We start from the raw sequence: 23,288 nt of genomic DNA, 5'->3' as shown, positions 1-23,288 counted from the left end.
CGGCGGCCGTGCGGCCAAGCCAGGCCTGCGGCCGCGGAGCGGGAATATTCCCTCACCTTGACGAGTTCTTGGAGTCACTATGGCCCCGCTACTCACGGCTGAGTCGCTCCGCGACATCGTTGCCGCACACGTCCCCGCGGTCCATGACGCGCTCATGGATCACGTGTCGCAGGCACGCACGGGCGTCCCCGTGGCGGCACCCGAGTACGCGCAGTTGTGGGATCACCTTGGCGCCCAGTTCTCCGGCGGCAAGAACTTGCGCCCCCAGCTGACCCTGGCGGCCTATGTTGGCCTCAGCGGCGATGACCCGGACCCGGTGGTTCCGGTCGCCGCCTCGATGGAGATGCTTCACACCGCGATGCTGGTGCACGACGACATCTTGGATCACGATGAGGTGCGCCGCGGCCGCCTCAACATCGCGGGCTTGCGTCGCGCGGACCTTGCGGGCACTTCTTTGACGGCGGAGGCCGCTGACAACCAGGTCCTTGCTGCTGCGCTCCTGGGCGGCGACCTCGCCCTGTCGAGCGCCTACGACCTCATTCTGCGCAGCGACCTCCCGGCACACCACCGGGTCGCGTGCCTTGACCTCGTGACGCGCGCGATCCGCTCCACCATCGCCGGCGAATTGCTGGACGTCTACGGCGATATTGCGCCCATCGATCAGGCAGACCCCACGCTCGTGTCCGCGCTCAAGACCGCGTGGTACTCATGCGTGGTGCCCCTCCTCGCAGGTGCGAAGCTCGCCGGCGCTGACCCGACCATGGAGGCGCACCTCGAACGGCTCGGCATCGCTTTGGGAGTGTCGTTCCAGCTCATCGATGACGACTTGGGCGTCTTTGGCACCGCGGACGTGATCGGCAAGTCCACACTGTCAGACCTGCGCTCGGGCAAGCGCACTGAACTGATGCGCCTGGCCTACGAACGGGCCGATGCCGCACAAAGGGCCGTCCTGGATGCTCACGTGGGCAACCCGGTTCTCGATGACGCGGGCGCACGGGAGGTGCGCGCCGTACTCGAGGAGTCGGGCGCGCGCGCCGCGGCGCTGCGTCTCGCCCAGCGCCGCGCGCGGGAAGCCACCCGCATTGCATCCGAGCGCATCCCAGCGCCGCTGAGTGGCTACCTAGTGAGCCTCATCGCTGACCTACAGGACCGGGCGTCGTGAAGGGTCGCGCACGGGCCGCGCACCACTCAAACGAGACATCGCTGGCCCTGTTCGACGAGGCCTCGCAGGCCGCCGCGGGGCAGGTCATCGGCTCCTACTCCACCAGTTTTGGGATGGGCGCGAAGTTGCTCCCGCCGCGCATGCGCACGCACATTGCGTCGATCTACGCCATGGTCCGCATCGCAGATGAGATCGTCGACACCTACCAAGGCGCGGACGCAGGTGACGTGCTGGACCGCTTCGAGGCTGAGGTCCACCGCGCCATGGCGGGGAGGTTCAGCGCGGATGTCATCGCGCACGCCTTTGGCCTGACCGCTCGCGCGACGGGCATCGACCGCACGCTGGTTGATCCGTTCTTTGCCTCGATGCGAATGGACCTCACCCTCGACCGCCACGACGCCGAGTCCTACGCTCGCTACATCTACGGCTCCGCCGAGGTCATTGGCGAAATGTGTCTCGCGGTGTTTCTGTCCACGCCCCAGGGACCAGGCGAGGTACCCGAGGATGTGCGCCACGGCGCACGCCAGCTCGGCTCGGCGTACCAGAAGATTAACTTCTTGCGGGATCTGGGCGCGGATGTGGACAGCCGGGGCCGCGTGTACTTTCCCGGGCTGGACGTCACTGCACTCACGGACGCGGATGTCGCGCAGATCGTGGCGGAGTGCCGCACCGAACTCGCCGTCGCGCGCGGGGCTCTCGCAGCACTCCCGACCCGTCCACGCGGCGCCGTCCTCGCCACCGTGTTGATTTATGAGGACCTCATTCGCCGCATCGAGGCGACTGATGCGCGGCGCCTCGCACGCACCCGTGTCAGTGTGCCGCGACTGACCAAGATCACGCTCGCCGCGAGCGCCCTGCGCACCGCGTCGAAGCCCGGCGTCGCCGCAACGGTGCCGCCCGCGGACGGCGCTGAGGCGCGGAAGCCCACGTCCACTAAGGCCCCTGGGACGGGGCACGCGTGACCGGGGACGCGTTGACGACCGGGCGGGTCGTGGTAATCGGCGGAGGCGTGTCGGGACTCGCGACGGCGGCGCTCCTTGCTCGCGGCGGTGCGAACGTGACGGTCCTGGAAAAGCACGCCACCGTCGGGGGGCGTGCGGGGCGCCTCGAGGTCGACGGCTTCACGTTCGACACCGGCCCTTCGTGGTACCTCATGAGGGAAGCCTTCGAGCACTTCTTCGCGCTGCTGGGCCGAGATGTGCGCGACGAGCTCGACCTGATCGACCTGGACCCGCGCTACCGCGTGTTCTTTGAATCCGAGGCCGGGCCGGCCACCACACTCGACCTCAGCGCCGACCCCGAGCGCAACTGGGCGATGTTTGAGGAGCTCAGTCCAGGCGACGGCGCGGCGATGCGTTCCTACGCCCACGAGGCCGGGGACCGCTACCGCTTAGCGCTGGACCGGTTCCTGTACACCACGTTTGAAAAGCCCACGCGGTCGATCGACGCTGCCACGGCGCGGCGCCTGCCGGAGCTGGCGGGCCTGTTGACGCGGCCACTGGGCGACGCCATCGCGCGCAAGGTCGCGGACCCACGGCTGCGACAAGTCCTGGGCTTCCACGCCGTCTTCCTAGGCTCGACCCCGGACCGGCTACCCAGCCTGTTCTCTCTCATGAGCCACCTGGACCTGATCGAGGGAGTGAGCTACCCGCGCGGCGGCATGTACTCCGTGATCGAGGCGATCGAGCGCGCCGCCCGCGCCGAGGGCGTAGAGATTCGCACCTCCGCTCCGGTCGCGCGCATCCTTGTCGACAAGGGGCGCGCCACCGGGGTGGCACTCGAGGACGGCTCAGTGATCGGGGCCGATGCCGTGGTTTCCGGGGCGGACATGCACCACACCGAGACCGCACTCCTCGAGCCACAGTTCCAAGCCCGGCCCGAGCGCACCTGGCGCAAGAAGAAGCCGGGGATCTCCGCACTGCTCGTGCTGGCAGGCGTCGCCGGCGAGCTTCCCGAACTCGCCCACCACTCGCTGTTGTTCACCCGCGACTGGGACCGCAACTTTGGTGACATCATGACGCGCGGAGCAGTCCCGCACCCCGCCTCGATCTACGTTTCCCGCACTTCCGCCTCTGACGCCACGGCACCCGCGGGGCACGAGAACCTCGTCATGCTCGTGCCCTTCCCCGCCGACCCCCAGCTGGGTGCCACCGCAAGCTCGCGTGCGGAACTCGACGGGCACATCGGCCGCTACCTCGACCAGGTGGGTGCCTGGGCGCAGATCCCGGACCTGCGCCGCCGTACCGATATCAAACGGGTGCTGACGCCGCACTACTTCGCGTCCGAGTTGAACGCTTGGCAAGGCGGTGCGCTTGGCCTTGAGCACAGCCTCAACCAGTCCGCGATGTTCCGCCCGGCAAACGTGTCCGGCGTGGTCCCCAACCTGCTCTACGCAGGCTCGTCGACGGTGCCAGGCATCGGAGTGCCCATCTGCCTGATCTCGGCCGAGCTGGTCGCGAAGCGCCTCCTCGGCGCCACCGACGCATCCCCTCTCCAGGCGCCGCTCCCGCCGGGCTACCTGGCACGGTCGCGCCGAGCAGACGGCCTGGGACGGCTCACCAGGTCACTCGTCACGCCGAGCGCGGAGGCGCCCGCATGACCTCATGGGCGTACCTCGCTGGCTTGCTGGTCAGCCTTGCCGGCCTCGCAACCCTGGATTGGCGGTACCGCGTGGCACTTTTTGACCAGCCGCGCCGCACGCTGGTCACCGTAGGCCTCGCCGTCGTCGCCTTGCTCATCTGGGACTTCATTGGCGTGGGTCTCGGCATCTTCTTCATTGGCGACACCGAGTACCTGTCCGGCATCACCGTGGCGCCAGAGGTCCCTATCGAGGAAATCTTCTTTCTGATCCTGTTGACCTACCAAACGCTGTTGCTGTGGCGGGCGTTTGCACGCCGAGGTGAGAACGCATGACCTACATCGTGCTGTCAGTCGTGGTGCTGGCGATCATCGCCGTCGCCACCCTGCCGGTCCTCCGGCGCCTCCCCGCCCGGCCGCTCGTGCTCACCGCCCTGTGCTTGATTGCCTTGACCGTCGTGTTCGACAACATCATCGTGGGGCTGGGCATCGTCGCCTACGACGAGGACCTCATTTCCGGACTCACCATGCCCATCGCGCCCATCGAGGACCTCGCCTACGCCGTCGGCGCTGTGCTCCTCGTGCCCACCCTGTGGGAACTGCTGGGCGCCAGGCGACCCGGGCGTCGGCCCGCTACCTCGAAAGGTGACGCCGCCGGCGCCGCCGGCGAAGCCGACCAGGCGTCCAAGCGGAGCGCCTCGTGATCGCTTCGCTCCTCAAGGCCTCACGGCCCATCAGTTGGATCAACACCGCCTACCCCTTCGCGGCCGGCTACCTGATGGCCACGCGCGAGGTGGACGCGACACTCGTGATCGGCACGCTGTTCTTCCTTGTCCCGTACAACCTGCTGATGTACGGCATCAACGACGTCTTCGACTACGAGTCCGACCTCGCCAACCCACGCAAGGGCGGGGTCGAAGGCGACGTGATCCGCGACCGCGCGCAGGCGGCCCAGGTCCACCGCGCGATACTGATCGCCTGCGCCGTCACCGTGGTGCCGTTCATGGCGTGGTTGCTGTGGGTGGGAGACCTGTGGGCAGGCGTGACGTTGGTGCTGGTCGTATTCGGCGTCGTGGCCTACTCCGCGCCCGGCCTGCGCTTCAAGGAAAAGCCCTTCCTAGACTCGCTCACGTCCGCGTTGCACTTCGCAGGTCCGCTGCTCTACGCGCTCGTGCTGGCGGATGTCTCACTCGCCTCGCCCCAGGTGTGGCCGGTGTGGGTCGCATTCGTGCTGTGGGGCATGGCGTCCCACGCCTTTGGCGCGGTGCAAGACGTGCAGGCTGACCGAGCCGGGGGCATCGGCTCCGTAGCGACCGTGATCGGCGCGCGGGCCACCGTCCGGGTCGCGGTGGTGCTCTATGTTGCCGCCGCCGGACTCTTGCTGCTCCTGCCGTGGCCAGCAACCATCGCGGCCGCGCTGCCTCTCGCCTACGCGGCCTCCACCCTGCGGTTCTGGACCATCACGGACGCCAGCTGCGAGGACGCCAACCGCGGCTGGCGCACGTTCTTGTGGCTGAATCAGCCGGTGGGATTCGTCGTCACCATGCTGTTGATCGCACAGTGGAACGGCTGGGGGTAGCGCCCCTTCCCCGGTAGCGCCGCCGTCGTGTCGCCTACGAGCGCCGGACCAAGGGCGACAAGCCCGCGGAACGGCCCTCGGCATCGGGCATCCCGCACACCTCAAGCCAGTTCGCCAACAGCCGGTGCCCGCCCTCGGTCAGCACGGACTCGGGGTGGAACTGGACGCCGTGCAACGGCAGGTCCTTGTGCTTGAGGCCCATGATGATGCCGTTGTCGGTGTGCGCGGTGACCTCAAGCTCAGCGGGCACGGAGTCGGTTTCCACCGCAAGCGAGTGGTAGCGCGTTGCCGTGAACGGCGAGGGCAGGCCCACCAGGACCGATTCGCCCGCGTGCGTCACCGTGGATGTCTTTCCGTGCATCAGTTCCGGCGCGTGGCTCACCACCCCGCCGTAGACCTCGGCGAGTGCCTGGTGGCCAAGGCAGATGCCGAGCATGGGCGTACCGGTACGTGCGCACTCGCGAATCACGTCGTTCGAGGAACCCGCCTCCGCAGGCGTACCCGGCCCCGGGGACACCAGCACGCCGTCGTAGTCGTCCAGCGGGCCCGCGTCCACCACGGCGTCGTTGCGCACCACTGTGGTCTCCGCGCCCATCTGCCGCAGGTAACCCACGATCGTGTAGACGAACGAGTCGTAGTTGTCGATCACCAAGATGCGCGTCATGATTCCTCCGCGATGGTGGGGTCCTGAATCGGGAGCGACTCAGATACCCACGGGAACACCCATTCAAACAGCACGAGCACCAGACCCGCCAGCACCACCAACAGGATCAGCACCTTGACGAGCGCGGGTCCCGGCAGGTGAGACCAAATCCACGATGAGATCACTGCGGCGCCTCCACGAGTTCAGCGGGCACCCCATGGCCCGTGGGCGCCCAGTAATCGAGTTCGCTGTACACGATCCAGCGCTCTGCAGCCGAGTACAGCGGGTGGCAGGTCGTCAGCGTCATGAAGCGTCCCGTGACACCTGCCTCCGGCTGGCGCGGTGTGGGGGCAACCACGTCGTACTCCTCCGGCTGCACAATCTCCCACGACGTGACCGAGTAAACCGCCCAGATGTCCTCGGTCTGGACAATGAGCGAATCGCCCACTTCGAGGACGTCCACCTGATTGAACGGCTTGCCGTACGTGGTCCGGTGGGCGGCGAGTGCAAAGTTGCCGGCGAAGCCCGGCATGGCGGACTCGGGGTAGTGACCAATGCCCAGAGGATCCAGTACGTCCGGGCGCGTCACCCCCTCAGAGATGGGCTTGACGTAATCCTCGCCCCAGCGCGGCACCATCATCGTGGCGAAGGTCTCAGTGAACGCGGGAGTGGGGGCAGTGTCGGGGTCGCGGTCGGTGACCTTCATGTCGTCAGGAATGAGTTCGATGCTCTCGAGGTCGATGTCCGCGGCGGGCTCCTGGGCCCACTCCAGGCTCTCGACAATCTCCGCCTGCTCGCGATCGCCCTGCACGTCGGTGTAGAAGAGTTGCCAGACCACGAACAGCCCCAGCAGAACGCCGGCCGCGATCAGCAGCTCGCCAATGATCCCGATGACGCTGACCCCAGCCTTGGGGCGCGCGTGCGCGGGCGGGTGCGAGGCGCGTTCGTGCTCGGGAGCTGTGCTCATGGTGCCTCACACATTACGCGACCGGCTAGGGCCTGTGCGGCCCCTTGGGTACGCTATGTGCAGCACCTCCCGCGCGTGGCGGGGACCAACGACATCGGAGTAGCAGCGTGGCCGTCTCGAAGAAGCGCGACAAGGACGTCTACAAGGCGCCCAGAAACATCGGCAAGCCCGAATCCGAAAACCCCAAGTGGCTGGTGCCCACCGCGCTCACCTTGCTCATCGTTGGCCTCACGTGGATTGTCATCTACTACATCACGGCAGCCAACTGGCCCCTGCCCATCGGCAACTACAACCTGCTCATTGGGTTCGTGTTCCTGGGTGGCGGCATGGTGGTCCTCACCCGCTGGAAATAGCGACTCCCAGGGAAGTTACACCCATGTAGTTATCCCCCGGTGGGGAAAACTGTGGGGATAACTACATGGGTGTCATTCACATATCCCCAGGGTTATCCACAGGATCGCGGTGGACATCTCGCTCCACTGAACCTTGGCCGAGACCTCGCCGTAACCAATGTGACAGATGTGACTCTTGTGACATGAGGCCGACAGGAGGCTGTGGATAACCCCCTTCACGCCAAATGGCTCCATTTGGCTGTTATAGGGGCGCAAAACGGGCAGAATGTGCCACTCCAGCGCGGGACGGGCGCCCGCCGGGGCGCCGCTCGGCGCCGTTCGCACCGCCGCCGCACGGGGGTGACGTGCCCGGGTAGCCCGGCCGTGGCATCGGCCCGATGCCTCAGGAACCTTCCGCTCAACATCGAAGCCCGTCGCGCGGCACCACCACTCGGCGATGGTTCCGGCGCGCGGGCACCGCCCCTAGTGGCACAAAATGCTCGTTATAGCTGCTTAAAACAGCGAAATGGTTCCATTTGGCGTGGAGTAGGGGCGCGGGGAGAGAGGGCGCGGGGAGGAGGGGCGCGAGGGGGTTAGCTCGCGCGGCGGCCCGACCTCAACGCAGCCTCGCGCTTATCCACGCCGCGGAACATCGCGAGCATGATGACAAGCCCAGCGACGGCGCCGCCAAGGTGTCCCTGCCACGACACCCCGGACATGATGCCCAGCAGCGGGGCGCCAATGAAGATCACGGCGATGACCACCACCTGCGTGACGGGCAACCGCAGTCGCTTGAGGATGACGCCATACGCGGCAATGAGGCCAAAGATTGCCCCAGAGGCACCGCCATGGACGCCAGCGTTTGCCAGCAGCATCACGCCAGCGGAGGACCCCAGCAGCGAGCCAAAGTACAACAGCAGGAACCGCGAGCGCCCAAGAGACGGTTCAAGCACGGTCCCCAGCTGCCACAACGCGATCATGTTGAAGAGCAAGTGCAGCCAACTGAACTGCACAAAGCCCGAGGTAATCCACCGGTACCACTCGTTGCCGACGTCCATGTACGCCGCGCCGAGCTCGTCCGTATACCCGGGCCACAGGCCGAGGTACCCCTCCCAGGCGTTGCCGATCAGGACGGGGCCAAGGACAAACAGTCCGATGTTCACGGCCATGAGCACATAGGTCGCGATGGGCGGGCCTGCGGACATGGTGAAGCCCAGGCGCGACCGCACTGGCCGCGCCTGGGCTTGGGCCTGCTTCAGGCAATCAACACACATCACTCCCACGGCTGCCGGCCGCTGGCACTCGGGGCACGTCGGGCGCTCGCAGCGCTGGCATCTCACATAGGAGACGCGATCCGGGTGACGAGGACAGGTGGGCGCGGAGCCTGCAGGAGGTGTGCTCATGTGTTATTCGGAGATGGTCACCGAGGTGATCATCACGTCCTCGAGCGGGCGGTCACGACCGTCCGTCGCGGTGGTGGCAATCTTGTCGACCACGGCCTTGGACTCGTCGTCCGCGACCTTGCCAAAGATGGTGTGGCCCTGGTTCAGGTGCGGGGTCGCTCCGACAGTGATGAAGAACTGCGAACCATTGGTGCCCGCGGGCTGGCCCGTAATGGGGTTCATGCGCTTGCCGGCGTTGGCCATGGCGAGCATGTAGGGCTCAGCGAAGTTGTTGTTGGGGTGGATCTCGTCGTCAAAGGTGAAGCCGGGGCCGCCGGTGCCGGTCCCCAGCGGGCAGCCGCCCTGAATCATGAAGCCTTCAATGACGCGGTGGAAAACGAGGCCGTTGTAGAAGGGCTCGGTGCTCTTCTCGCCCGTTTCCGGGTTGGTCCATTCCTTTTCGCCGGTGGCCAGACCGGTGAAGTTCTTAACGGTGACGGGGGCGTCGTTTGGCATCAATTCGATGCGGATGGCGCCTTCGGTGGTTTCGAGAGTTGCGATCATGCGGAACATTCTCCCACGGGTATCGCGTTGACACACAGTAGTGACAAGATGGACAGCAGGGAACGCCCTGGAAACGGACGGAGGCATCACGTGGGACGCAAGAAGAAGGAACTTCAGCAGATCAAGGACGTGGATAAGTACCGAGCTCAGGCCCAGGAGGCGGCAAAGGCCGCCAAGGCTGCAGCTCAGGAGGCTTCCGTGTCCGCCAAGGCTGCGGCTAAGCGCGCTCAGGAGTGGGCTGGCCCGCAGGTCCAAAACGCCAAGGAATGGGCCGCGCCACGCGCACAAAAGGTTTATCACCAGGGCGCTCGTAAGGCGAGCCCGTACGTCCACAAGGCCGGCCTCAAGGCCAGCGAATGGACCGACATCGCGCACGCCGCCATTGTGGGCGCCGCGATCCCCGCAGTCGTGAACGCCGTTGACTCCGCGGCCGCGGAGCCCAAGAAGAAGGGCGGCCTGGGCAAGGTCGTCATCGCAGGCGCGCTCGTTGCCGCCGGTACCGCCGCGCTGGTGGTCTGGGCACGCCGTGACCCGGGCCGCGACGCTTGGGCGGGCGAGGACGACGAGTGGCAGCTTGAGTCCGACCCCGACCTCGCCCAGAAGGTCCGCGACAACGTCAACAAGGCAGTGGACGGCGTCACCGGTGCCGCGAAGCAGGGCGCCGACAAGGCTGCCTCGCTCAGCAAGGACGCCCTCGACAAGGCTGGCCCCACCCTCGACAAGGTCAAGGAGCAGGCCGGCCCCGTCGTCGACAAGGCGAAGGCGCAGGCGGACAAGGTGAAGGCACAGGCCGACGAGGCCATCGACAAGGTCAAGACCACCGTCGATTCCGAGACGGAGCGGGTCAAGTCCTCAGTGGACTCGGCTCGTTCGCGCGCCACCCACGCCGCCGTCGACGTGATCGATGACGCCGAGGATGTTTGGGAAGACGAGGGCGGCACGGACGAGTCCGGCGAGACCCCCGCGCAGAAGAAGGCGGCGAAGAAGCCCGCCCCGAAGAAGTCCTCGAACTAGTTACAAATACGGAGGCCGCGCAGCGAATACGCTGCGCGGCCTCCGTATTTTGAGGCGATCCGAGGTAGGAATACACGGATCTCATCAGGGTGGGCGGCGCGGGTGACGCCGCCCACCCTTGATCAGAACGTTGTCACGAGGGTGTTCGAAGACGAGATCAATGCCACCACCAAAGCCATGATCACACCGCCGAGATACGGATTGTTGGTCTCGCGATACAGCTTGCGCGAGATAATCGCTGCTACGGGGAGCAGAACGAGTGTGGGGAACAGCCAGATCCCATAGATCCCTCCGAGCTGCTCGGTCAGGTGACCGGTCGAGAAGAACGTGGAGTACTGCCAGATCACGAGCACCAAGGGACCCATGGCATTGAACAGCGCCAGCACGGCCGTGTTGACCCACTCCTTGCCCAACAACGTGAAGCGACTGAACGCGTTGACGGCGATCGAGTTTCCGATGAAGTAGATCAAGAACAACGGGATCACGTAGAGCGCATAGCCGATCTTGTCAGCCGGGAACCACTTGACGGCCAGTACCCAGTAGCGGAAGTCCGTCTTGAAGAAGTAGTCCACAACGAAGACAAGGGTGAAAGCGGCGGCCGTGGTCGCAATGCCGAGCAACGCCGCCTTCCCAGCAGCGCCCCAGCCCGGCAGGACGCCGATGTCACGCAGCGTCGTACCCTGCTTGCGCACGCGCACCAGATAGATCACGGTGCACAGGAGGAGCGCGGCCACGCCGTTGATCGCGGCCCACAGCGCAATGAAGAACACTGCACCCTGCGGCCAGAACGACGGAGCCGCGTTGAAGACGGTGCCTGCGAGGTTGTCCTGATTGCTCAGCCATACGTAGCTCAGCGCGGAGATCACCGACAGCAAGACCAAGCCGCCCCAGAACCATGCGTGGCCGACCTTGTCCAACGCCACCGCCTTCTTCACGTCGGTGACACGCATCGTCGCAAAGAAGGGTGTCCGCAAGAGGAACTTGGCAAATGAGACGAGGAAAATTCCGAAGCCCACGAGTCCTAGCGCGTTGAAGAACTCCTTGGTCTGCCATACCTGATCATCCGGTGCGAGTGCGTCCGGAGCACCAAATGACGTCTCGAAGAACTCGAGCATCGAGCCTACCGAAGTCGCCGAGACCGTCGACCAGGGGTGAATCTCATTGGGCGTGTAAAGGACGCGAATTGCCTCTGCGCCGTCCACGTCCTCGGTGTAGTACTCGCCGGGTTCGCGAACGTCGTCGAAGGATGACGGGTCCGCACCAAAGTGGAGGAACGACTGCGCGTTGGGGGTGGTTGCAAAATCGCGCGGAGGGGTCAGCACTTCACCCTCGGGGGAGTAGCTGCGGAAGAAGAACTCGTCGTACTGAGCCGCGACCAAGCCAACGTCGCGCGATCCGTAATAGTTGAAGTAAGTGTTGTCGTTCTCTGCGTCGGCATAGTACGCATCGTTGTCGACGAGGAACGCAGCGGCGATCAGCGGGTTCTCGACAGTGTTGTCAATTCCGATCGAGAAGTTGGCAGCACGCGCTCCGTTTGAGTGACCTTCGACACCGATCCGCTCGGTGTCCACATAGGGAAGATCTGCGACGAGCTTCACCGCGTCATACATGCCCGTGCCGTTGACCGCAATTTCATCGCCGGGTAGCGGGTCCGAGTTGCCGTGGCCGTACATATCGATAGAGACGACCACGTACCCGCGACGCGCGAGTTCCGTGTAGTTCGCGTCCTGCATCTCACGGTTGTTCCACCACCCATGGCTCACGACCACCGCAGGGGCCGGGGCATCAGCCGTCGCAGTATCGGGGCGGAACAGCAGTGCGTTGAGCATCCGCCCAGACGCAGTCTCCCACTGCATGTCCTTGATCTCGACACTTCCGCGGTCGCTCTGGACGGTCGCCGCACCTACGGCAGATATGAGGCAGATCAATAGCGCAACGGTTAGCCAGAATCCGTTACGCCTGATGACGGGGGTACTCATGGGACTCAACTCCTTTGTTGGGGTAAAACATGTGCGCTCAGCACGCACGCTTTCGGGGGAACACTAGGCGTCGTGCGATGGGGGCGGTCGCAGTTTCATCGAATCTGCACAAACGTGCGGGTTAGTTGTCATGAGGAAGCTTTGCCCAAGCAACACCGTGGAACTTTTCGAGGTAGCTCATGCAGGCGTCAGCTTCGTCTCGGGTGCGCTCCGGACTCCATCCCAGCGCTTCCGCCATGGCCTGCGCGATTCTATGGACCGCACCAGGGGTGAGCCCCCCTCGAAAGGCGAGTGTGGTGCGCCGCTGAACCACGTCGGCAACGGTCCTTGCGTACTCGGCTCGGACCATGAACCGCACCTCACCGTCACTCAGGTCGGTACCCGGGATAATTGCGTCCGAGGCACTGTCGAGGAAAGTCGCTACATCTCGCGCACGTGTTCCGTAGCGTTCGATCAGCGTGTCACGCCGAGACTCGTCCAGCCCGGGCAGGTGTCGCTCCCTCCAAGACACCATCTCGGATGGCGTCTTGGGATAGCCCCGTCCACCACCGATCCATTCACGAAGAGTCGAGCGCCGGCGTTGGGCGCCGATGAGTGGCAGCACCTCATCCGCCACACGCTCACCCAAAGCCCTAAACGTCGTCCACTTGCCTCCCACAATGCTGACGACTTTGGTAGCGGCGACGCTCGAGTGTTCAAGACGGTAGTCACGTGAGACGACGCCCGGGGCCGAGTCCTCCGCTCGTGGGAGGGGTCGGATACCTGAGAAGCGGTACACGATCTGGTCCTTCTCCAGCGGGATCCCCGGGAACACAAGTGCGACAAGGTCGAGGAAGTAGTCGACCTCCTCGCTCGTACACACAGCAGGCTCGCTCGGATCGAACGGGATATCCGTGGTGCCGATCATGACGCGGCCGTGCAATGGGTAGATCAGGACAATCCGGCCATCAGGGTGCTCGAAGAAAATCTCGTGGCCACGCGTCGCCGCCAAGAGCTCGGGCGAGTCGACCACGATGTGCGATCCCTTGGTGCCGCCCATGAACTCCGTTGACTGTCCGAGCGCATCGTTGGTGAGATCTGTCCAAGGACCACTCGCATTCACCACCACGGCAGCGGCGATGGTGCTGCGCGCGCCAGTCTCTACGTCCCGGATTTGCACACCGTGCTCATCAAGACCGGTCGCTTCAACGTAGTTCATCGCACGCGCCCCGTCGTGAGCGCGGACTCCATCAAGCACGAGATCGAGCGCGACCCGTTCAGGCTGTCCGACGGACGCGTCGTAGTACGTGGCTGCCCACGAAATGTCGGGTGCAAAGTCGGGAAATGTGCGCTCAAAGGTGGAGCGCCGCTCCATAGTGTGGGGGGGCAGCCATCCGTCTCTGCGGGAGTACGAGTCGTACATTGCAAGCCCGAGTTTGGCCAAGATCGCACCGCGCTCCGTCCCAGCGTTGCCGGGCCGGTGGCGAAGCACTCGGAGCGGTGCCGCGATTGCGCCGCTCCACGTCTTACGCAGTGGGATCGTGGTCGGCAGGGGCCGTACCTGATGTGGCGCGGTGATAAGCAACGCATTGCGTTCGCGCACCGACTCTTGCACGAGTCTCAATTCGCCGTTCTCCAAGTATCGCAGGCCACCATGCACCATGTGGCTTGAAGCCGACGAAGCCCCGGACGAGAAATCGCTGCGCTCAATCAACACCACGTCGACGCCTTGGAGCGCTAGGTCGCGGAAGGTTGCCGCGCCATTGATGCCACCTCCGATGACAACTACCTGTGCCTCCGCGATGTCGCCGACGTCAAGGCGACCTGACTCGCCACTTGTCAGCGGAACGACCTTGGGGTCTGACATAGATCCTCCTCGTGGAACTGATGCAGATAGACTCCCGGTCAGTGCACTGGCGCGCAATGCCAGTGCACAAACGTGCAAAGGATGGACAGCGTGGAAGATTTCAGTTCGGAAGGGCGGCGCACGCGTCAAGCCTTGCGAGCGGCACAGTTGTATTACGTCCAGGACCAAACTATGGAGTCGATCTCGCGCGAACTCGCCGTCTCGCGCAGTTCCGTGTCGCGCCTCTTGACGTACGCACGCGAGACCGGAATCGTTGAAATCACGGTGTCCGCTCCAGACCGCCACCTCGGAGATATCGAGAGACGTCTTGGAGACCGCTTTGGCGTGAGAGCGCACGTAGTGCCCACGCCTGACACACTCACGGACGTGGAACGGCTCGAGCGGGTCGCGATGAACGCCGCAGCCCTTGTAAGCGAGTTCGTCGACTCCCATATGACCATCGGCGTCGCATGGGGTTCGACGATGAGCGTAGTGAGTCGACACCTCGTCGCCCGACCTACTCGGCACAGCGTCATCGTTCAAATGAATGGTGCAGGGAACACCCAGAGCACAGGAATCGAGTACTCGTCCGATATTCTCCAGCGTTTTGGGCAGGCCTTCGGAGCGCGCGTGCAACAGTTCCCCGTTCCTGCGTTCTTCGACAACCCGGCCACACGCGACGCGCTATGGAGAGAACGGAGCATCCGGCGGTTGATAGAGCTGCAAACGCGCCTCGACGTCGCCGTTTTTGGCGTGGGTTCACCATTCTCCGAGGTCCCGAGCCACGTGTACATCGGCGGCTACCTGGGCAAGGATGACTACCGGAGTTTGCGAGACGACAAGGTGGTGGGTGATGTGGCCACGGTCTTCTTCAAGGCAGATGGATCGAGCGAAGGGATCACTCTCAATACTCGCAGCAGCGGCCCGCGATTGGCGACGCTACGCCGAGTCCCGCGCCGGGTTTGCATCGCGTCAGGTGCCCAGAAATTCGCCGGCGTTCGGGGAGCCCTCGAAGGCCGCCTGGTAACGGACCTCGTGGTGGACGAAGCACTCGCACGCAAATTGGCCGACGTGCGGTAGTGCACATCCGTGCACCGAACTAGCACGCCAGGCCATCGGCATCGTAGTTTCGCTTCATTCCCCGAGTTCAAAGGAGACCGTCGTGGCTTACATCGTGTCCGTCGATCAAGGCACCACTAGTACGCGAGCCATCATCTTCAATGCCGAGGGCCAGATCACAGCATCAGGTCAGTTCGAGCATGCACAGCACTTTCCGGCCCCCGGGTGGGTAGAGCACGACGCTGTCGAAATCTGGACCAATGTCCGTGAGGCCGTCGGATACGCCATGGCCAAGGCGAACATCACTCGACATGACGTCGCCGCAGTCGGTATTACCAACCAACGCGAAACCGTCGTCGCCTGGGACGCCATAACCGGCGAACCATTCCACAACGCGATCGTGTGGCAAGACACCCGCACACAGTCTCTTATCGATGAACTCTCCGCCCGCCACGGTCGGAATGCCTTCGTACCGATCACGGGCCTACCCTTGGACGCCTACTTCTCAGCCTCTAAATTCGCGTGGCTGCTCGACACGATTGACGATGGCAGGAACTTGGCGAGAGCCGGGCGGCTCAAACTCGGCACGATTGATAGCTGGGTATTGTGGAACCTCACGGGAGGGCCAGAGAGCGGCGTACACGCGACGGACGTGACGAACGCGTCGCGCACGCTCCTCATGGATCTGCACACCTGTGAGTGGTCGGACACCATGCTTAACCTCTTCGACGTTCCCCTCGAAGCCTTGCCCGAGATCCGGCCCTCGTCGGACGCGTTCGGGCGCGCCTCAGAGTCAAGCTTGGTGCGTGGTGTGCCGATCACGGGCATCCTCGGTGACCAGCAGGCGGCCGCATTTGGCCAGGCCGCGTTCAATGCCGGTGAGTCTAAGAGCACGTATGGCACCGGCAGCTTCGTCCTTGTCAACACGGGGTCCGATCCGGTTTTCTCGGAGCACGGACTCATCACTACGCTGGCGTACGCACTCGAGCCGGGTGAGCCCGTCTACGCGCTCGAGGGGTCGATCGCAGTGACCGGGTCTCTTGTGCAGTGGCTACGGGACTCGCTGGGCATTATTTCCACGGCCGCCGAAGTCGAAACCCTCGCCGCGCAGGTCCCCGATTCCGGCGGCGTGGTCGTCGTCCCCGCCTTCTCCGGGCTTCTGGCACCCCATTGGCGTTCGGACGCGCGCGGCGCAATCCTCGGAATCACTCGCTTCACCAACCACAGCCACATCGCCCGCGCCGCACTCGAATCTGTGGCATCCCAGACACGTGACGTTCTGACCGCGATGGCACAGGACATGGGTACCGAGTTGACGGAGCTGAAGGTCGACGGCGGCATGGTCGCCAACGACCTACTCATGCAGATGCAAGCGGATGCACTGGGAATCCCCGTGGTGCGACCCGATGTAGCCGAGACCACCGCACTCGGTGCCGCATTCGCAGCAGGCCTAGCTGTGGGGTACTGGCGGGACCTCGAGCAACTTCGGAGTCTATGGTCCGAAGACCGCCGCTGGCTTCCCGCCTCCACGCAGAACGAGCGTGACGACGCTCAGCGCCAATGGAGTAAGGGAGTGGAGAAATCGTTCGGATGGGTAGGAGACGGCGCAGGCGCTTAGTGCCGCGCAGACGTGAGCGTGGTGACCGCGCTGCCGGGCACCACGTCCGAGACCACCACCGCGCCATAGGGATCCGTCGCACGCACGTACCAGGAGCCGTCAGTCTCGCCGGCCCAGTCTGCCGCGACCTCGGTCAGCGCCCTCACCTGAGAAAAACTCGCGATCACGTCTTCCGACAATACGTCGACGCCGACCGTATCCGTCACGAGCGTCTTGGCTTCCACGGCAATCCCCGCCTGGGTGTAAGGGATCGCGAAGTCCTGGTGGGCATCATCCAAGGCAGGGTGCACCGCGGTGTAGTCACCGAGGTAGTCCGAATAGGTCCGGACCTGGATGGTCCGCGCCTCGTTGTCGAAGTGCAGGAGCCGTAGGTAGCCCTGCCCGCCGTCGGGGAGGTCCTGGTAGTCGAAGAGCATCGACGTCACGGTGCGGTCGTCGTCACCGTCGCCATTGTCGTCGAAGCTGTCCAGGCGCGTGTAGGCGTCGTGATAGTGCCCCGACAACACGAACCGCACCGTGGGCTGCGTGGCGATGACCTCGTCGAAGATGCGCTGCGGCAGGGGCCCCAGGCCTCCGGTGGTGAGCATGTACTCGTGGAGGCTCACGACGGCCACGCGCTCGGGGTAGGCGGCCAGGGTGTCGTTCATCCATGCGATCTGCTCGTCCATGGCGCCCCACCCCATGTACAGGAACAGGAAGTCGATGCCGCCGGCCGTGATGAGGTCGTAGTGGCCCCGATTATCCTCGTGACTGCCGCCAAACCACGGGTTGTCGGCAAACCTCGCGTCGCCGAACCACTGCGAGTACGGGCCGTAATCGTTCGTCGTCTGGTCCACGTCGTGGTTGCCCGCCAGCACCCCGTACGGAAGCCCCGCGTCATCGAGCGGACTGTACGCGGCATCGGCCCGCTTCCACTGTTCCTCATCGTTTGACCAGTCGACGATGTCCCCGGTGTGCACCATGTACTGCAGGTTGATGTCCTCGCGCACCTCGAGCAGGTAGTCGTGGATGGACAGCTGCCGGTCGTAGATGTCCTCGCGCGCGTTGTAGTACTGGGTGTCTGACTCCCACGCGAGCGTGAAATCGTAAGCGTCGCGCGGCGTGTCCTCCGGGTGGTGAGGCTCGTCCACCACTGCGCGCTCGGACAGATCGCGGGCCGCATAGCCATCCGTGTGTTGAATAACCGCCTCGAGGATGCCGTCGTCTCCCGCGAGGGCCACGGGCACCAGCGCTTCGAGAGACACGTCTTCGCCGTCCTCAGCAGTGACGCGTGAGTCGTGCGGCTCCCACGCTCCCGTCGCGTCGTCGAGAACGCTCAAGGTCACGCGCGCGGGGGCATTCACCGCACCCGTCCAGGTGACGCGAGCGTTGTCCCCCGCGGCCCCCGTGAGATCGGCGCGGAGCAGCACGTAGGGCAGCTGTGCCGTGCTGGTCGTCGTCAGGGGCTCCCCGCCGGCCGCGTCGAGGCGGGCCAGGTCGGCGGCGCTGGCAGGCTGCGCCTCCGCGCGCGCGATGTCCCCTGACCACGCCGTGGCGCCGGTCAGCACCTTGACGTGATCGCCCAGCGCCAACGCCTGGCCGCGCGCGAAGTCGATGTCGAGCATGTCTCCCGAGGCATCGTTCACGGTGGCCGTCAGGGTGCTGCCGCCCGCGACACCCACGGAGGCGACTGACGGCTGTTCCGTGGGGATGGCGAAATCTGTCGCGACGGTCGCGGTGTTGCCGGCCTTGTCCGTGGCAGTCACGGTGAACGTGTGCGGACCAGGGGTCTCCGTCAGGGAGGACAACGTGTGCGGGAGGCGGACGGCGCGCCCATCCACGGTGGCCGTCACGGCGTCCACCCCAGCGACGGCGTCGGCCACCGACGCATCCAACGTCGCCTCACCGCGTACCCAGGCCCCCTGGCCGATGCTGGGGGTGACTTCGGGAGCAGAGTTGTCGACGGTGAGGCGCACCTGAGCCTCCCCTGCGGCACTGCTCGCGGAGAACACGTGGTCGCCGTCGAGGGCCTGCGTCGTGTCCCACGTGAACCGTTCGCCGGTGAAGGCATCCTCGGGGATGTCGAACACTGCGTCGTACACGTCTGTTGCGCCGCCGCCGTCGCCGATCGACAGCATCCCTGGCTGCGCATCCCGAGGCCGCAGGGTGCGCCCGTCCGGCAGTGTGAGACGCACGTTGGTCACGAGGAAGTCGTCATTCGCCTCGTGGTCGTCTACCTCCGGCGCGGCCTTGGTCCCCGACACGATCTGCACGGTGACGGGTACGCCGGGCTCAATCTCACCGAGGGGAATCGACGTTTCCACAGTCTCTGTCGCCCCGTAAGTTCCGGTGTCGAAGACATGCAGGACGTCCTCGCCCATGCGCACCCCGTTGCGGAAGTACGGGTCAGTCAACGTGGCGTCGAAAGCGAACACCGGCTCGTGTTCGAGCGAAGGGACCCCCTCCACCTCGGACCCATCAATCGCAAGGGTGAGTTCCTCTGGGAAGGCGTCGCCGGCCGCCACCACGTCGACCTCACCTGCCACCACGTCGCCATCCAGGCGCGTGAGCACCAGCGGCAGCGGGTCGACGACCAGGTCCGCCCCAAGCGGCACGCCCTCGTGACCCCCACCCACGCGCACGGCCGCATCGCTCACGCGCGAGGTCAGCGTTGCCTGGTCCGTGGTGGTGCGCTGCGACCCGTCCCAGGCCGTGATCCGGTAGTGAATCTGGGAGCGCCCCAAGGTGTCCGCGGCCCCCAAGTGCACGGTGCGGGTGCCGGCCTGATCTCGAGCGAGGGGATAGGTGACGGGTTCCGGGTCCAGGTCAGTCCACAGTTCGACCTCCGCGCTGAACACCAGCCCGTCATCGCGGATCCACGCAGTGATGTCGACCCCGCGCCCCTGCGAGAAGCTCGTGGTCGTGTCATCGACGATGACCGGTGCCTCCCCCGGCGCGGGCTGCGCGATGGCAGCGGCCTCGCGGTGCTCGGGCGGCACTACCCCCGGGCTCGGAGCCGCGGTCGCCAGCCGTTCCTGCACCCCTCCTGGCTCCCGCGTGGGGGCGTACTGGACGCCAATGCCCTGCTTCGCCGTGGCGTCGGCATTGCCGTCCTCGTTGTAATACGCCCGCGCCAGCTGCACGCCAAAGTTGGTCGACAGCTCCACTCCGCGCAGCGCGCTGTTGGACAACCCGTTTCCCTCGACCATGGCCAGCGTCTCGCCTTCGACGAGCGCCGTGCCGTACGCGGCGTTGAAGTCCGCGACAGTGAGCCCGTCGGTGGCATCGCCGCGCACCCACAGCACCAGCGCCTGCCCCGGCTCCACCATGACCCCCGGCGTCGCGGTCGGCCACTCCACTGTCCACACCGTCGTGAGGTCCACGAGGGGACGCACGTAACGCACGCGCACGTCGTCCCAGGCCAGGGGGCCGTCGGAGGCGTTGCGCACCTCGATGTACTCGAAGGCGTCCGCTCCGCGCACATTGGGGGAGTTGGCGACAACCTCGGTGACTTGCCACAGGGGGTCGTGGCGATCGGGTTGGGGCGGTGGCCATTGGGCGCCCGACGCGGTGGGCGACACCAGCACCGCGGCGGTGACGGCGGCAAGGACTGCAGTGGCGAGCGCAGAGACGTTCACGTCCCTCAGTCAACTGGTGCGCCACCCACCGAAACACCGGCGCGGCCCGCCGTCGCCCGACCTTCATCAAGGGTTCAGCGCCGTGTCACGTTCGTCGCCGGTTGGTCACACGCGACGGCCGCCGAACTTAGGCGGAATGAACGACCGGGCCCACCTTCTGGATGTAACACGTGCCGCACAGCGACTCGTAGTCAGCGGCCTGGCCGTCGATCGCGACCTGGTCCCCGTGAGACACAAACTCGCCGTCAATCAGGCGTGCATTCATCAGTGCCTTGGACCCGCACCGGCAAATGGTCTTCAGCTCTTCGATGGAGTGGGCGAGTTCCAGCAACCGGGCTGAGCCTGGGAAGGCACGCGTGCGGAAATCACTGCGCAGGCCATACGCGAGGACCGGCACTCGCCGGGTCACGGCAATGGTGAAGGCCTCGTCTACCTGGCTGGGGGTGAGAAACTGCGCCTCGTCAATAAAGATCGCGTCGGTGTCAGCGATGGCGCGCACGCTCTCAAGCACATCTTCCAACCGATCGTGCTCAGCAATGAGCGCGTCGACCTCGCGCTCCAGGCCAATGCGCGAGGACACCGCCCGGCCGGCCTTGGTGTCCGTACCAGGCTTCACAATGACCGCGCTCTGGCCGCGTTCCTCATAGTTGTACGCCGCTTGAAGCAGCATGGTGGACTTACCCGAGTTCATTGCTCCGTAGCGGAAGTAGAGCTTGGCCACCGGGTCCTCCTCGCGCTGAGCGCCCCCGTGCTGTCGGGGCGCGTGCGAGACAGAGTAGCGGGCCAACACCCCGACCGGCGACGCGCCTCGCGTGGCACAGTGGTGTCATGACCGCTGCACCGCGTTGGCGCGCAACGCGCCGCACCGCCGCCTTCGCTGCCGCGGTGGCCACGACCGCGCTCCTCGCCGCCTGCACCACCTCCAATGCCGACGGCCCGGCATCATCCTCCGCAGCACCGTCGAGCCCCTCCACCGTGGCGCCCCCGTCACCCGGTACCGAGGCGAGCCCGACCCCGTCTGCCGTCGCGGCATCGGCCCTCCCCGATGCCCCCTTCACCACGCCGGGCTCCACGGTTCCTGGCGACCAGCCCCTGATCCTGCCCGTACTCGCCAAAAACGCCGCCGACGAGGCGACAGAGGTGAAGGTCCGCCTCACCTTGCTCGACACCACGGAAGGCACCCTCGACGAGCTCGCGCCCTACCTTTCCGACACCGACCTCGATGGCCTGCGCGGCTGGTACCACCCGGCGTACGTGGATGTGGACGTGACCGTGGTCGGCGACCGGGTTCCTGACGGATTTGCTATTGCTGACCTGCCCGCCGTTGATGGCGTCACCGACCAAGGAGGCCAGGTGTCCGCGCCCACCCTGACCGGTGCCCCGGAGCAGTGCGTACCAGCGGACACCGCCGTCCTTGACGTGACGGGGACGGCCCCGGGGTGCCTGGTGATCATGGTGAATGACGGCGCCACGCTTACGGGAGTGGAGTACCGGGGCACGTTCCACGGCACCGCGGCGGACTACATTTCGGATCCCGTGCTGTGGGAGATCGGCGACGAAAAGTAGCGGCCCTGCCGCAGCGTTCACGCGGGCAACAAAAAACCGCCCTCCCGAAGGAAGGCGGTCTGTCGTGGAGCCTGTGGGAATCGAACCCACGACCTCCTGCTTGCAAAGCAGGCGCTCTACCAATTGAGCTAAGGCCCCGCGTGATCTGACGATCACAACCGAGAGTGAACAGTATCCCAGATGTCACGCCGCGTGTCACGCGTCGCGATGCGATAGCCAACGACAGCCGCCGCCGCTACCGCGACAAGAATGACTGTTGTCTTCATCTGTCCACCTCTGTGGGCCCAGGAGGACTTGAACCTCCGACCTCTTCGTTATCAGCGAAGCGCTCTAACCGCCTGAGCTATGGGCCCTTTCGCGGCGACTGCCGCGGCGACCAACCATACCCTAACCGTGCGCCCGGCTCCAAACTGGCCCCGGGCGCGCTGGCGGGGTGGCCGTCTTAGTCGTCCGTCAGGGTCACGTAGACGCCGCCGACGATCGACGAGACGATGTTGTACAGGAACGCCACCACCGCGCTCATGGCGGTCAGGATCACTACGTTGACGACGGATACGAGCACCGCCGCTGACATCCACTTGTTCAACGCGAAGAACTGGAGGAGGTCCAGTTCCTGCTCGGGGCTAAAGAGTTGGCCGATCCACTGGTTGGTGAGCTCGAACAGGCCCATGCCGTTCAGGACGGTCCACACCACGTAGGTCGCGACGACGGTCATGATCCCCATTGCGACGGACAGCAAGAAGCCAATCTTGAGCGCGGACCACGGGTCGATCCGGGACACCAGCACGCGCGCCCGGCGGGCACCGCCCTTGGCTCGCGGCTGCGACATGTCGTCGCCTGAGATGAGGTCGTCCTTGGCCTTGGCGGCGTACTCCTTGGCCTTGCCGAATCCGGCACCCAGGCCGGCGGTCACGGAGGCAGTGAAGCCCGCGGCGCCGCCCTCGCGCTGAGCAGCGGCTTCACGGCGTGTCGTGGTGGGTTGCTCGTCTGTGACCGCGTCAGGCCCGGAGGTCGTCGGGGCCCAGGGGGACGTCTGCTGCGTGCTGGTGGGACGCTGCTGGGTAGTGGGGCTGGGGGCCGATGCCTGGGCCGGGCTGGCTGCGCCGGTGGTGCCAGCCACTGGGTTCTGCCCGGTGGTGGGCTGTTGGCCGGACACCGGCTGTTGGCCGGACACCGGCTGCTGCCCTGTCGTGGGACGCAAGGAGGATCGCGTCGGCGTCGCACCGCTGACCGGCGGAGCGGACTGCACCTGCGGGGGCACGCTTGAATGACGAATGGGCTGCTCGCCCGTCGCCGGTGACCCCTCCTGGGGAGTGAAGGTCTGCCCGGTGCCAGGGGCGGTGCGGTCGTCCGCAGTCATGCAATCTCCTCGTGATTCCAAGCGTCATGGCCCCGAGGGCCAGC

General features: G+C 65.5%; 21 protein-coding genes and 2 tRNA genes. 11 read left to right on the top strand and 12 right to left on the bottom strand.

What is annotated here, in order from left to right:
- Positions 1 to 79: 79 nt before the first annotated feature.
- From AOP75_RS05390 to AOP75_RS05365, 6 genes are read left to right on the top strand one after another with little or no spacing between them, the layout of a single operon-like run.
- Positions 80 to 1,162 carry a polyprenyl synthetase family protein gene (locus AOP75_RS05390; RefSeq protein ID WP_062077270.1) on the top strand — a complete coding sequence of 361 codons (1,083 nt, stop codon included), beginning with the start codon at positions 80 to 82 and terminating at the stop codon, positions 1,160 to 1,162.
- Positions 1,159 to 2,124 carry a phytoene/squalene synthase family protein gene (locus AOP75_RS05385; RefSeq protein WP_062077269.1) on the top strand — a complete coding sequence of 322 codons (966 nt, stop codon included), beginning with the start codon at positions 1,159 to 1,161 and terminating at the stop codon, positions 2,122 to 2,124. The genes AOP75_RS05390 and AOP75_RS05385 overlap by 4 nt, the downstream gene beginning before the upstream one ends.
- The gene (gene crtI, locus AOP75_RS05380; RefSeq protein ID WP_236683076.1) at positions 2,121 to 3,761 is read left to right on the top strand and encodes a phytoene desaturase family protein; all 1,641 of its coding nucleotides are present in this window, start codon (positions 2,121 to 2,123) and stop codon (positions 3,759 to 3,761) included. Before AOP75_RS05385 ends, crtI begins: the two co-directional genes overlap by 4 nt.
- Entirely contained in the window at positions 3,758 to 4,075 is a 318-nt protein-coding gene (locus AOP75_RS05375; protein ID WP_062077268.1) for a lycopene cyclase domain-containing protein, read from the top strand. The genes crtI and AOP75_RS05375 overlap by 4 nt, the downstream gene beginning before the upstream one ends.
- Positions 4,072 to 4,443 (top strand): lycopene cyclase domain-containing protein, encoded by a 372-nt coding sequence (locus AOP75_RS05370; RefSeq protein ID WP_062077267.1) that lies wholly within the window; start codon positions 4,072 to 4,074, stop codon positions 4,441 to 4,443. Before AOP75_RS05375 ends, AOP75_RS05370 begins: the two co-directional genes overlap by 4 nt.
- The gene (locus AOP75_RS05365) at positions 4,443 to 5,318 is read left to right on the top strand and encodes a prenyltransferase (RefSeq protein WP_152650021.1); all 876 of its coding nucleotides are present in this window, start codon (positions 4,443 to 4,445) and stop codon (positions 5,316 to 5,318) included. The genes AOP75_RS05370 and AOP75_RS05365 overlap by 1 nt, the downstream gene beginning before the upstream one ends.
- A 34-nt stretch (positions 5,319 to 5,352) precedes the next feature.
- Here AOP75_RS05365 and AOP75_RS05360 read toward each other — a convergent pair whose 3' ends face one another.
- From AOP75_RS05360 to AOP75_RS05355, 3 genes are read right to left on the bottom strand one after another with little or no spacing between them, the layout of a single operon-like run.
- Complete coding sequence (locus AOP75_RS05360) at positions 5,353 to 5,982, bottom strand: aminodeoxychorismate/anthranilate synthase component II (RefSeq protein WP_062077265.1); 630 nt, start codon at positions 5,980 to 5,982, stop codon at positions 5,353 to 5,355.
- Positions 5,979 to 6,146 (bottom strand): hypothetical protein, encoded by a 168-nt coding sequence (locus AOP75_RS12705; RefSeq protein WP_162488571.1) that lies wholly within the window; start codon positions 6,144 to 6,146, stop codon positions 5,979 to 5,981. Before AOP75_RS12705 ends, AOP75_RS05360 begins: the two co-directional genes overlap by 4 nt.
- Complete coding sequence (locus tag AOP75_RS05355; RefSeq protein WP_062077264.1) at positions 6,143 to 6,928, bottom strand: class E sortase; 786 nt, start codon at positions 6,926 to 6,928, stop codon at positions 6,143 to 6,145. Before AOP75_RS05355 ends, AOP75_RS12705 begins: the two co-directional genes overlap by 4 nt.
- Before the next feature lie 107 nt (positions 6,929 to 7,035).
- On the opposite strand from AOP75_RS05355, the gene AOP75_RS05350 reads away from it, so the two are divergent.
- Positions 7,036 to 7,281: a cell division protein CrgA gene (locus tag AOP75_RS05350; RefSeq protein WP_062077263.1), complete on the top strand. Its 246-nt coding sequence runs from the start codon at positions 7,036 to 7,038 to the stop codon at positions 7,279 to 7,281.
- 572 nt (positions 7,282 to 7,853) lie between these two features.
- On the opposite strand, the gene AOP75_RS05345 is transcribed toward AOP75_RS05350, so the two are convergent.
- Both AOP75_RS05345 and AOP75_RS05340 read right to left on the bottom strand, forming a co-directional pair.
- Positions 7,854 to 8,465 carry a rhomboid family intramembrane serine protease gene (locus AOP75_RS05345; protein WP_161794537.1) on the bottom strand — a complete coding sequence of 204 codons (612 nt, stop codon included), beginning with the start codon at positions 8,463 to 8,465 and terminating at the stop codon, positions 7,854 to 7,856.
- Between the two features lie 201 nt (positions 8,466 to 8,666).
- Entirely contained in the window at positions 8,667 to 9,206 is a 540-nt protein-coding gene (locus tag AOP75_RS05340; protein ID WP_062077261.1) for a peptidylprolyl isomerase, read from the bottom strand.
- Positions 9,207 to 9,296: 90 nt separating this feature from the next.
- Here AOP75_RS05340 and AOP75_RS05335 point away from each other — a divergent pair, with 90 nt between their 5' ends.
- Complete coding sequence (locus AOP75_RS05335) at positions 9,297 to 10,220, top strand: MICOS complex subunit MIC60 (RefSeq protein WP_062077260.1); 924 nt, start codon at positions 9,297 to 9,299, stop codon at positions 10,218 to 10,220.
- A gap of 122 nt (positions 10,221 to 10,342) precedes the next feature.
- Here AOP75_RS05335 and AOP75_RS05330 read toward each other — a convergent pair whose 3' ends face one another.
- Complete coding sequence (locus tag AOP75_RS05330; RefSeq protein ID WP_174435796.1) at positions 10,343 to 12,199, bottom strand: alpha/beta hydrolase family protein; 1,857 nt, start codon at positions 12,197 to 12,199, stop codon at positions 10,343 to 10,345.
- A gap of 121 nt (positions 12,200 to 12,320) precedes the next feature.
- Positions 12,321 to 14,045 (bottom strand): glycerol-3-phosphate dehydrogenase/oxidase, encoded by a 1,725-nt coding sequence (locus AOP75_RS05325; protein WP_062077259.1) that lies wholly within the window; start codon positions 14,043 to 14,045, stop codon positions 12,321 to 12,323.
- Positions 14,046 to 14,135: 90 nt separating this feature from the next.
- Here AOP75_RS05325 and AOP75_RS05320 point away from each other — a divergent pair, with 90 nt between their 5' ends.
- A complete protein-coding gene (locus tag AOP75_RS05320) occupies positions 14,136 to 15,104 on the top strand; it encodes a sugar-binding transcriptional regulator (RefSeq protein WP_236683075.1) in 969 nt (322 codons plus the stop codon).
- An 82-nt stretch (positions 15,105 to 15,186) separates the two neighbouring features.
- Positions 15,187 to 16,701 (top strand): glycerol kinase GlpK, encoded by a 1,515-nt coding sequence (gene glpK, locus AOP75_RS05315; protein ID WP_062077257.1) that lies wholly within the window; start codon positions 15,187 to 15,189, stop codon positions 16,699 to 16,701.
- Here the strand turns inward: glpK and AOP75_RS05310 are convergent.
- Positions 16,698 to 20,318, bottom strand: coding sequence for a metallophosphoesterase (locus AOP75_RS05310; protein ID WP_062077256.1), 3,621 nt, complete (start codon positions 20,316 to 20,318; stop codon positions 16,698 to 16,700). The genes glpK and AOP75_RS05310 overlap by 4 nt on opposite strands.
- 127 nt (positions 20,319 to 20,445) lie before the next feature.
- Complete coding sequence (locus tag AOP75_RS05305; protein ID WP_062077255.1) at positions 20,446 to 21,039, bottom strand: thymidine kinase; 594 nt, start codon at positions 21,037 to 21,039, stop codon at positions 20,446 to 20,448.
- 107 nt (positions 21,040 to 21,146) lie between these two features.
- Here AOP75_RS05305 and AOP75_RS05300 point away from each other — a divergent pair, with 107 nt between their 5' ends.
- Positions 21,147 to 21,884 (top strand): hypothetical protein, encoded by a 738-nt coding sequence (locus AOP75_RS05300; RefSeq protein WP_062077254.1) that lies wholly within the window; start codon positions 21,147 to 21,149, stop codon positions 21,882 to 21,884.
- Positions 21,885 to 21,949: 65 nt separating this feature from the next.
- Here the strand turns inward: AOP75_RS05300 and AOP75_RS05295 are convergent.
- The 3 genes from AOP75_RS05295 to AOP75_RS12860 form a co-directional block, all read right to left on the bottom strand.
- A tRNA-Ala gene (locus AOP75_RS05295) sits at positions 21,950 to 22,022 on the bottom strand.
- Positions 22,023 to 22,163: 141 nt separating this feature from the next.
- Positions 22,164 to 22,237 (bottom strand) — tRNA-Ile (locus AOP75_RS05290).
- An 89-nt stretch (positions 22,238 to 22,326) separates the two neighbouring features.
- Positions 22,327 to 23,244, bottom strand: a complete 918-nt coding sequence (locus AOP75_RS12860; protein ID WP_083966722.1) for a DUF3566 domain-containing protein — start codon at positions 23,242 to 23,244, stop codon at positions 22,327 to 22,329.
- Positions 23,245 to 23,288 lie beyond the last annotated feature (44 nt).

The sequence above is a fragment of the Demequina globuliformis genome (assembly GCF_000975155.1).
GTDB classification, from domain to species: Bacteria; Actinomycetota; Actinomycetes; order Actinomycetales; family Demequinaceae; genus Demequina; species Demequina globuliformis.
Note: the sequence above shows the minus strand (reverse complement) of the source record. Positions and strands in the feature narration are given on the sequence as shown.

Coding starts and splice junctions, on each gene's coding strand:
- AOP75_RS05325 (WP_062077259.1), bottom strand. CDS start 14,045: ATGTCAGACCCCAAGGTCGTTCCGCTGACAAGTGGCGAGTCAGGTCGC.
- AOP75_RS05355 (WP_062077264.1), bottom strand. CDS start 6,928: ATGAGCACAGCTCCCGAGCACGAACGCGCCTCGCACCCGCCCGCGCAC.
- AOP75_RS05375 (WP_062077268.1), top strand. CDS start 3,758: ATGACCTCATGGGCGTACCTCGCTGGCTTGCTGGTCAGCCTTGCCGGC.
- AOP75_RS05345 (WP_161794537.1), bottom strand. CDS start 8,465: ATGTCCGCAGGCCCGCCCATCGCGACCTATGTGCTCATGGCCGTGAAC.
- AOP75_RS05390 (WP_062077270.1), top strand. CDS start 80: ATGGCCCCGCTACTCACGGCTGAGTCGCTCCGCGACATCGTTGCCGCA.
- AOP75_RS05360 (WP_062077265.1), bottom strand. CDS start 5,982: ATGACGCGCATCTTGGTGATCGACAACTACGACTCGTTCGTCTACACG.
- AOP75_RS05340 (WP_062077261.1), bottom strand. CDS start 9,206: ATGATCGCAACTCTCGAAACCACCGAAGGCGCCATCCGCATCGAATTG.
- AOP75_RS12860 (WP_083966722.1), bottom strand. CDS start 23,244: ATGACTGCGGACGACCGCACCGCCCCTGGCACCGGGCAGACCTTCACT.
- AOP75_RS05370 (WP_062077267.1), top strand. CDS start 4,072: ATGACCTACATCGTGCTGTCAGTCGTGGTGCTGGCGATCATCGCCGTC.
- AOP75_RS05330 (WP_174435796.1), bottom strand. CDS start 12,199: ATGAGTACCCCCGTCATCAGGCGTAACGGATTCTGGCTAACCGTTGCG.
- AOP75_RS05300 (WP_062077254.1), top strand. CDS start 21,147: ATGACCGCTGCACCGCGTTGGCGCGCAACGCGCCGCACCGCCGCCTTC.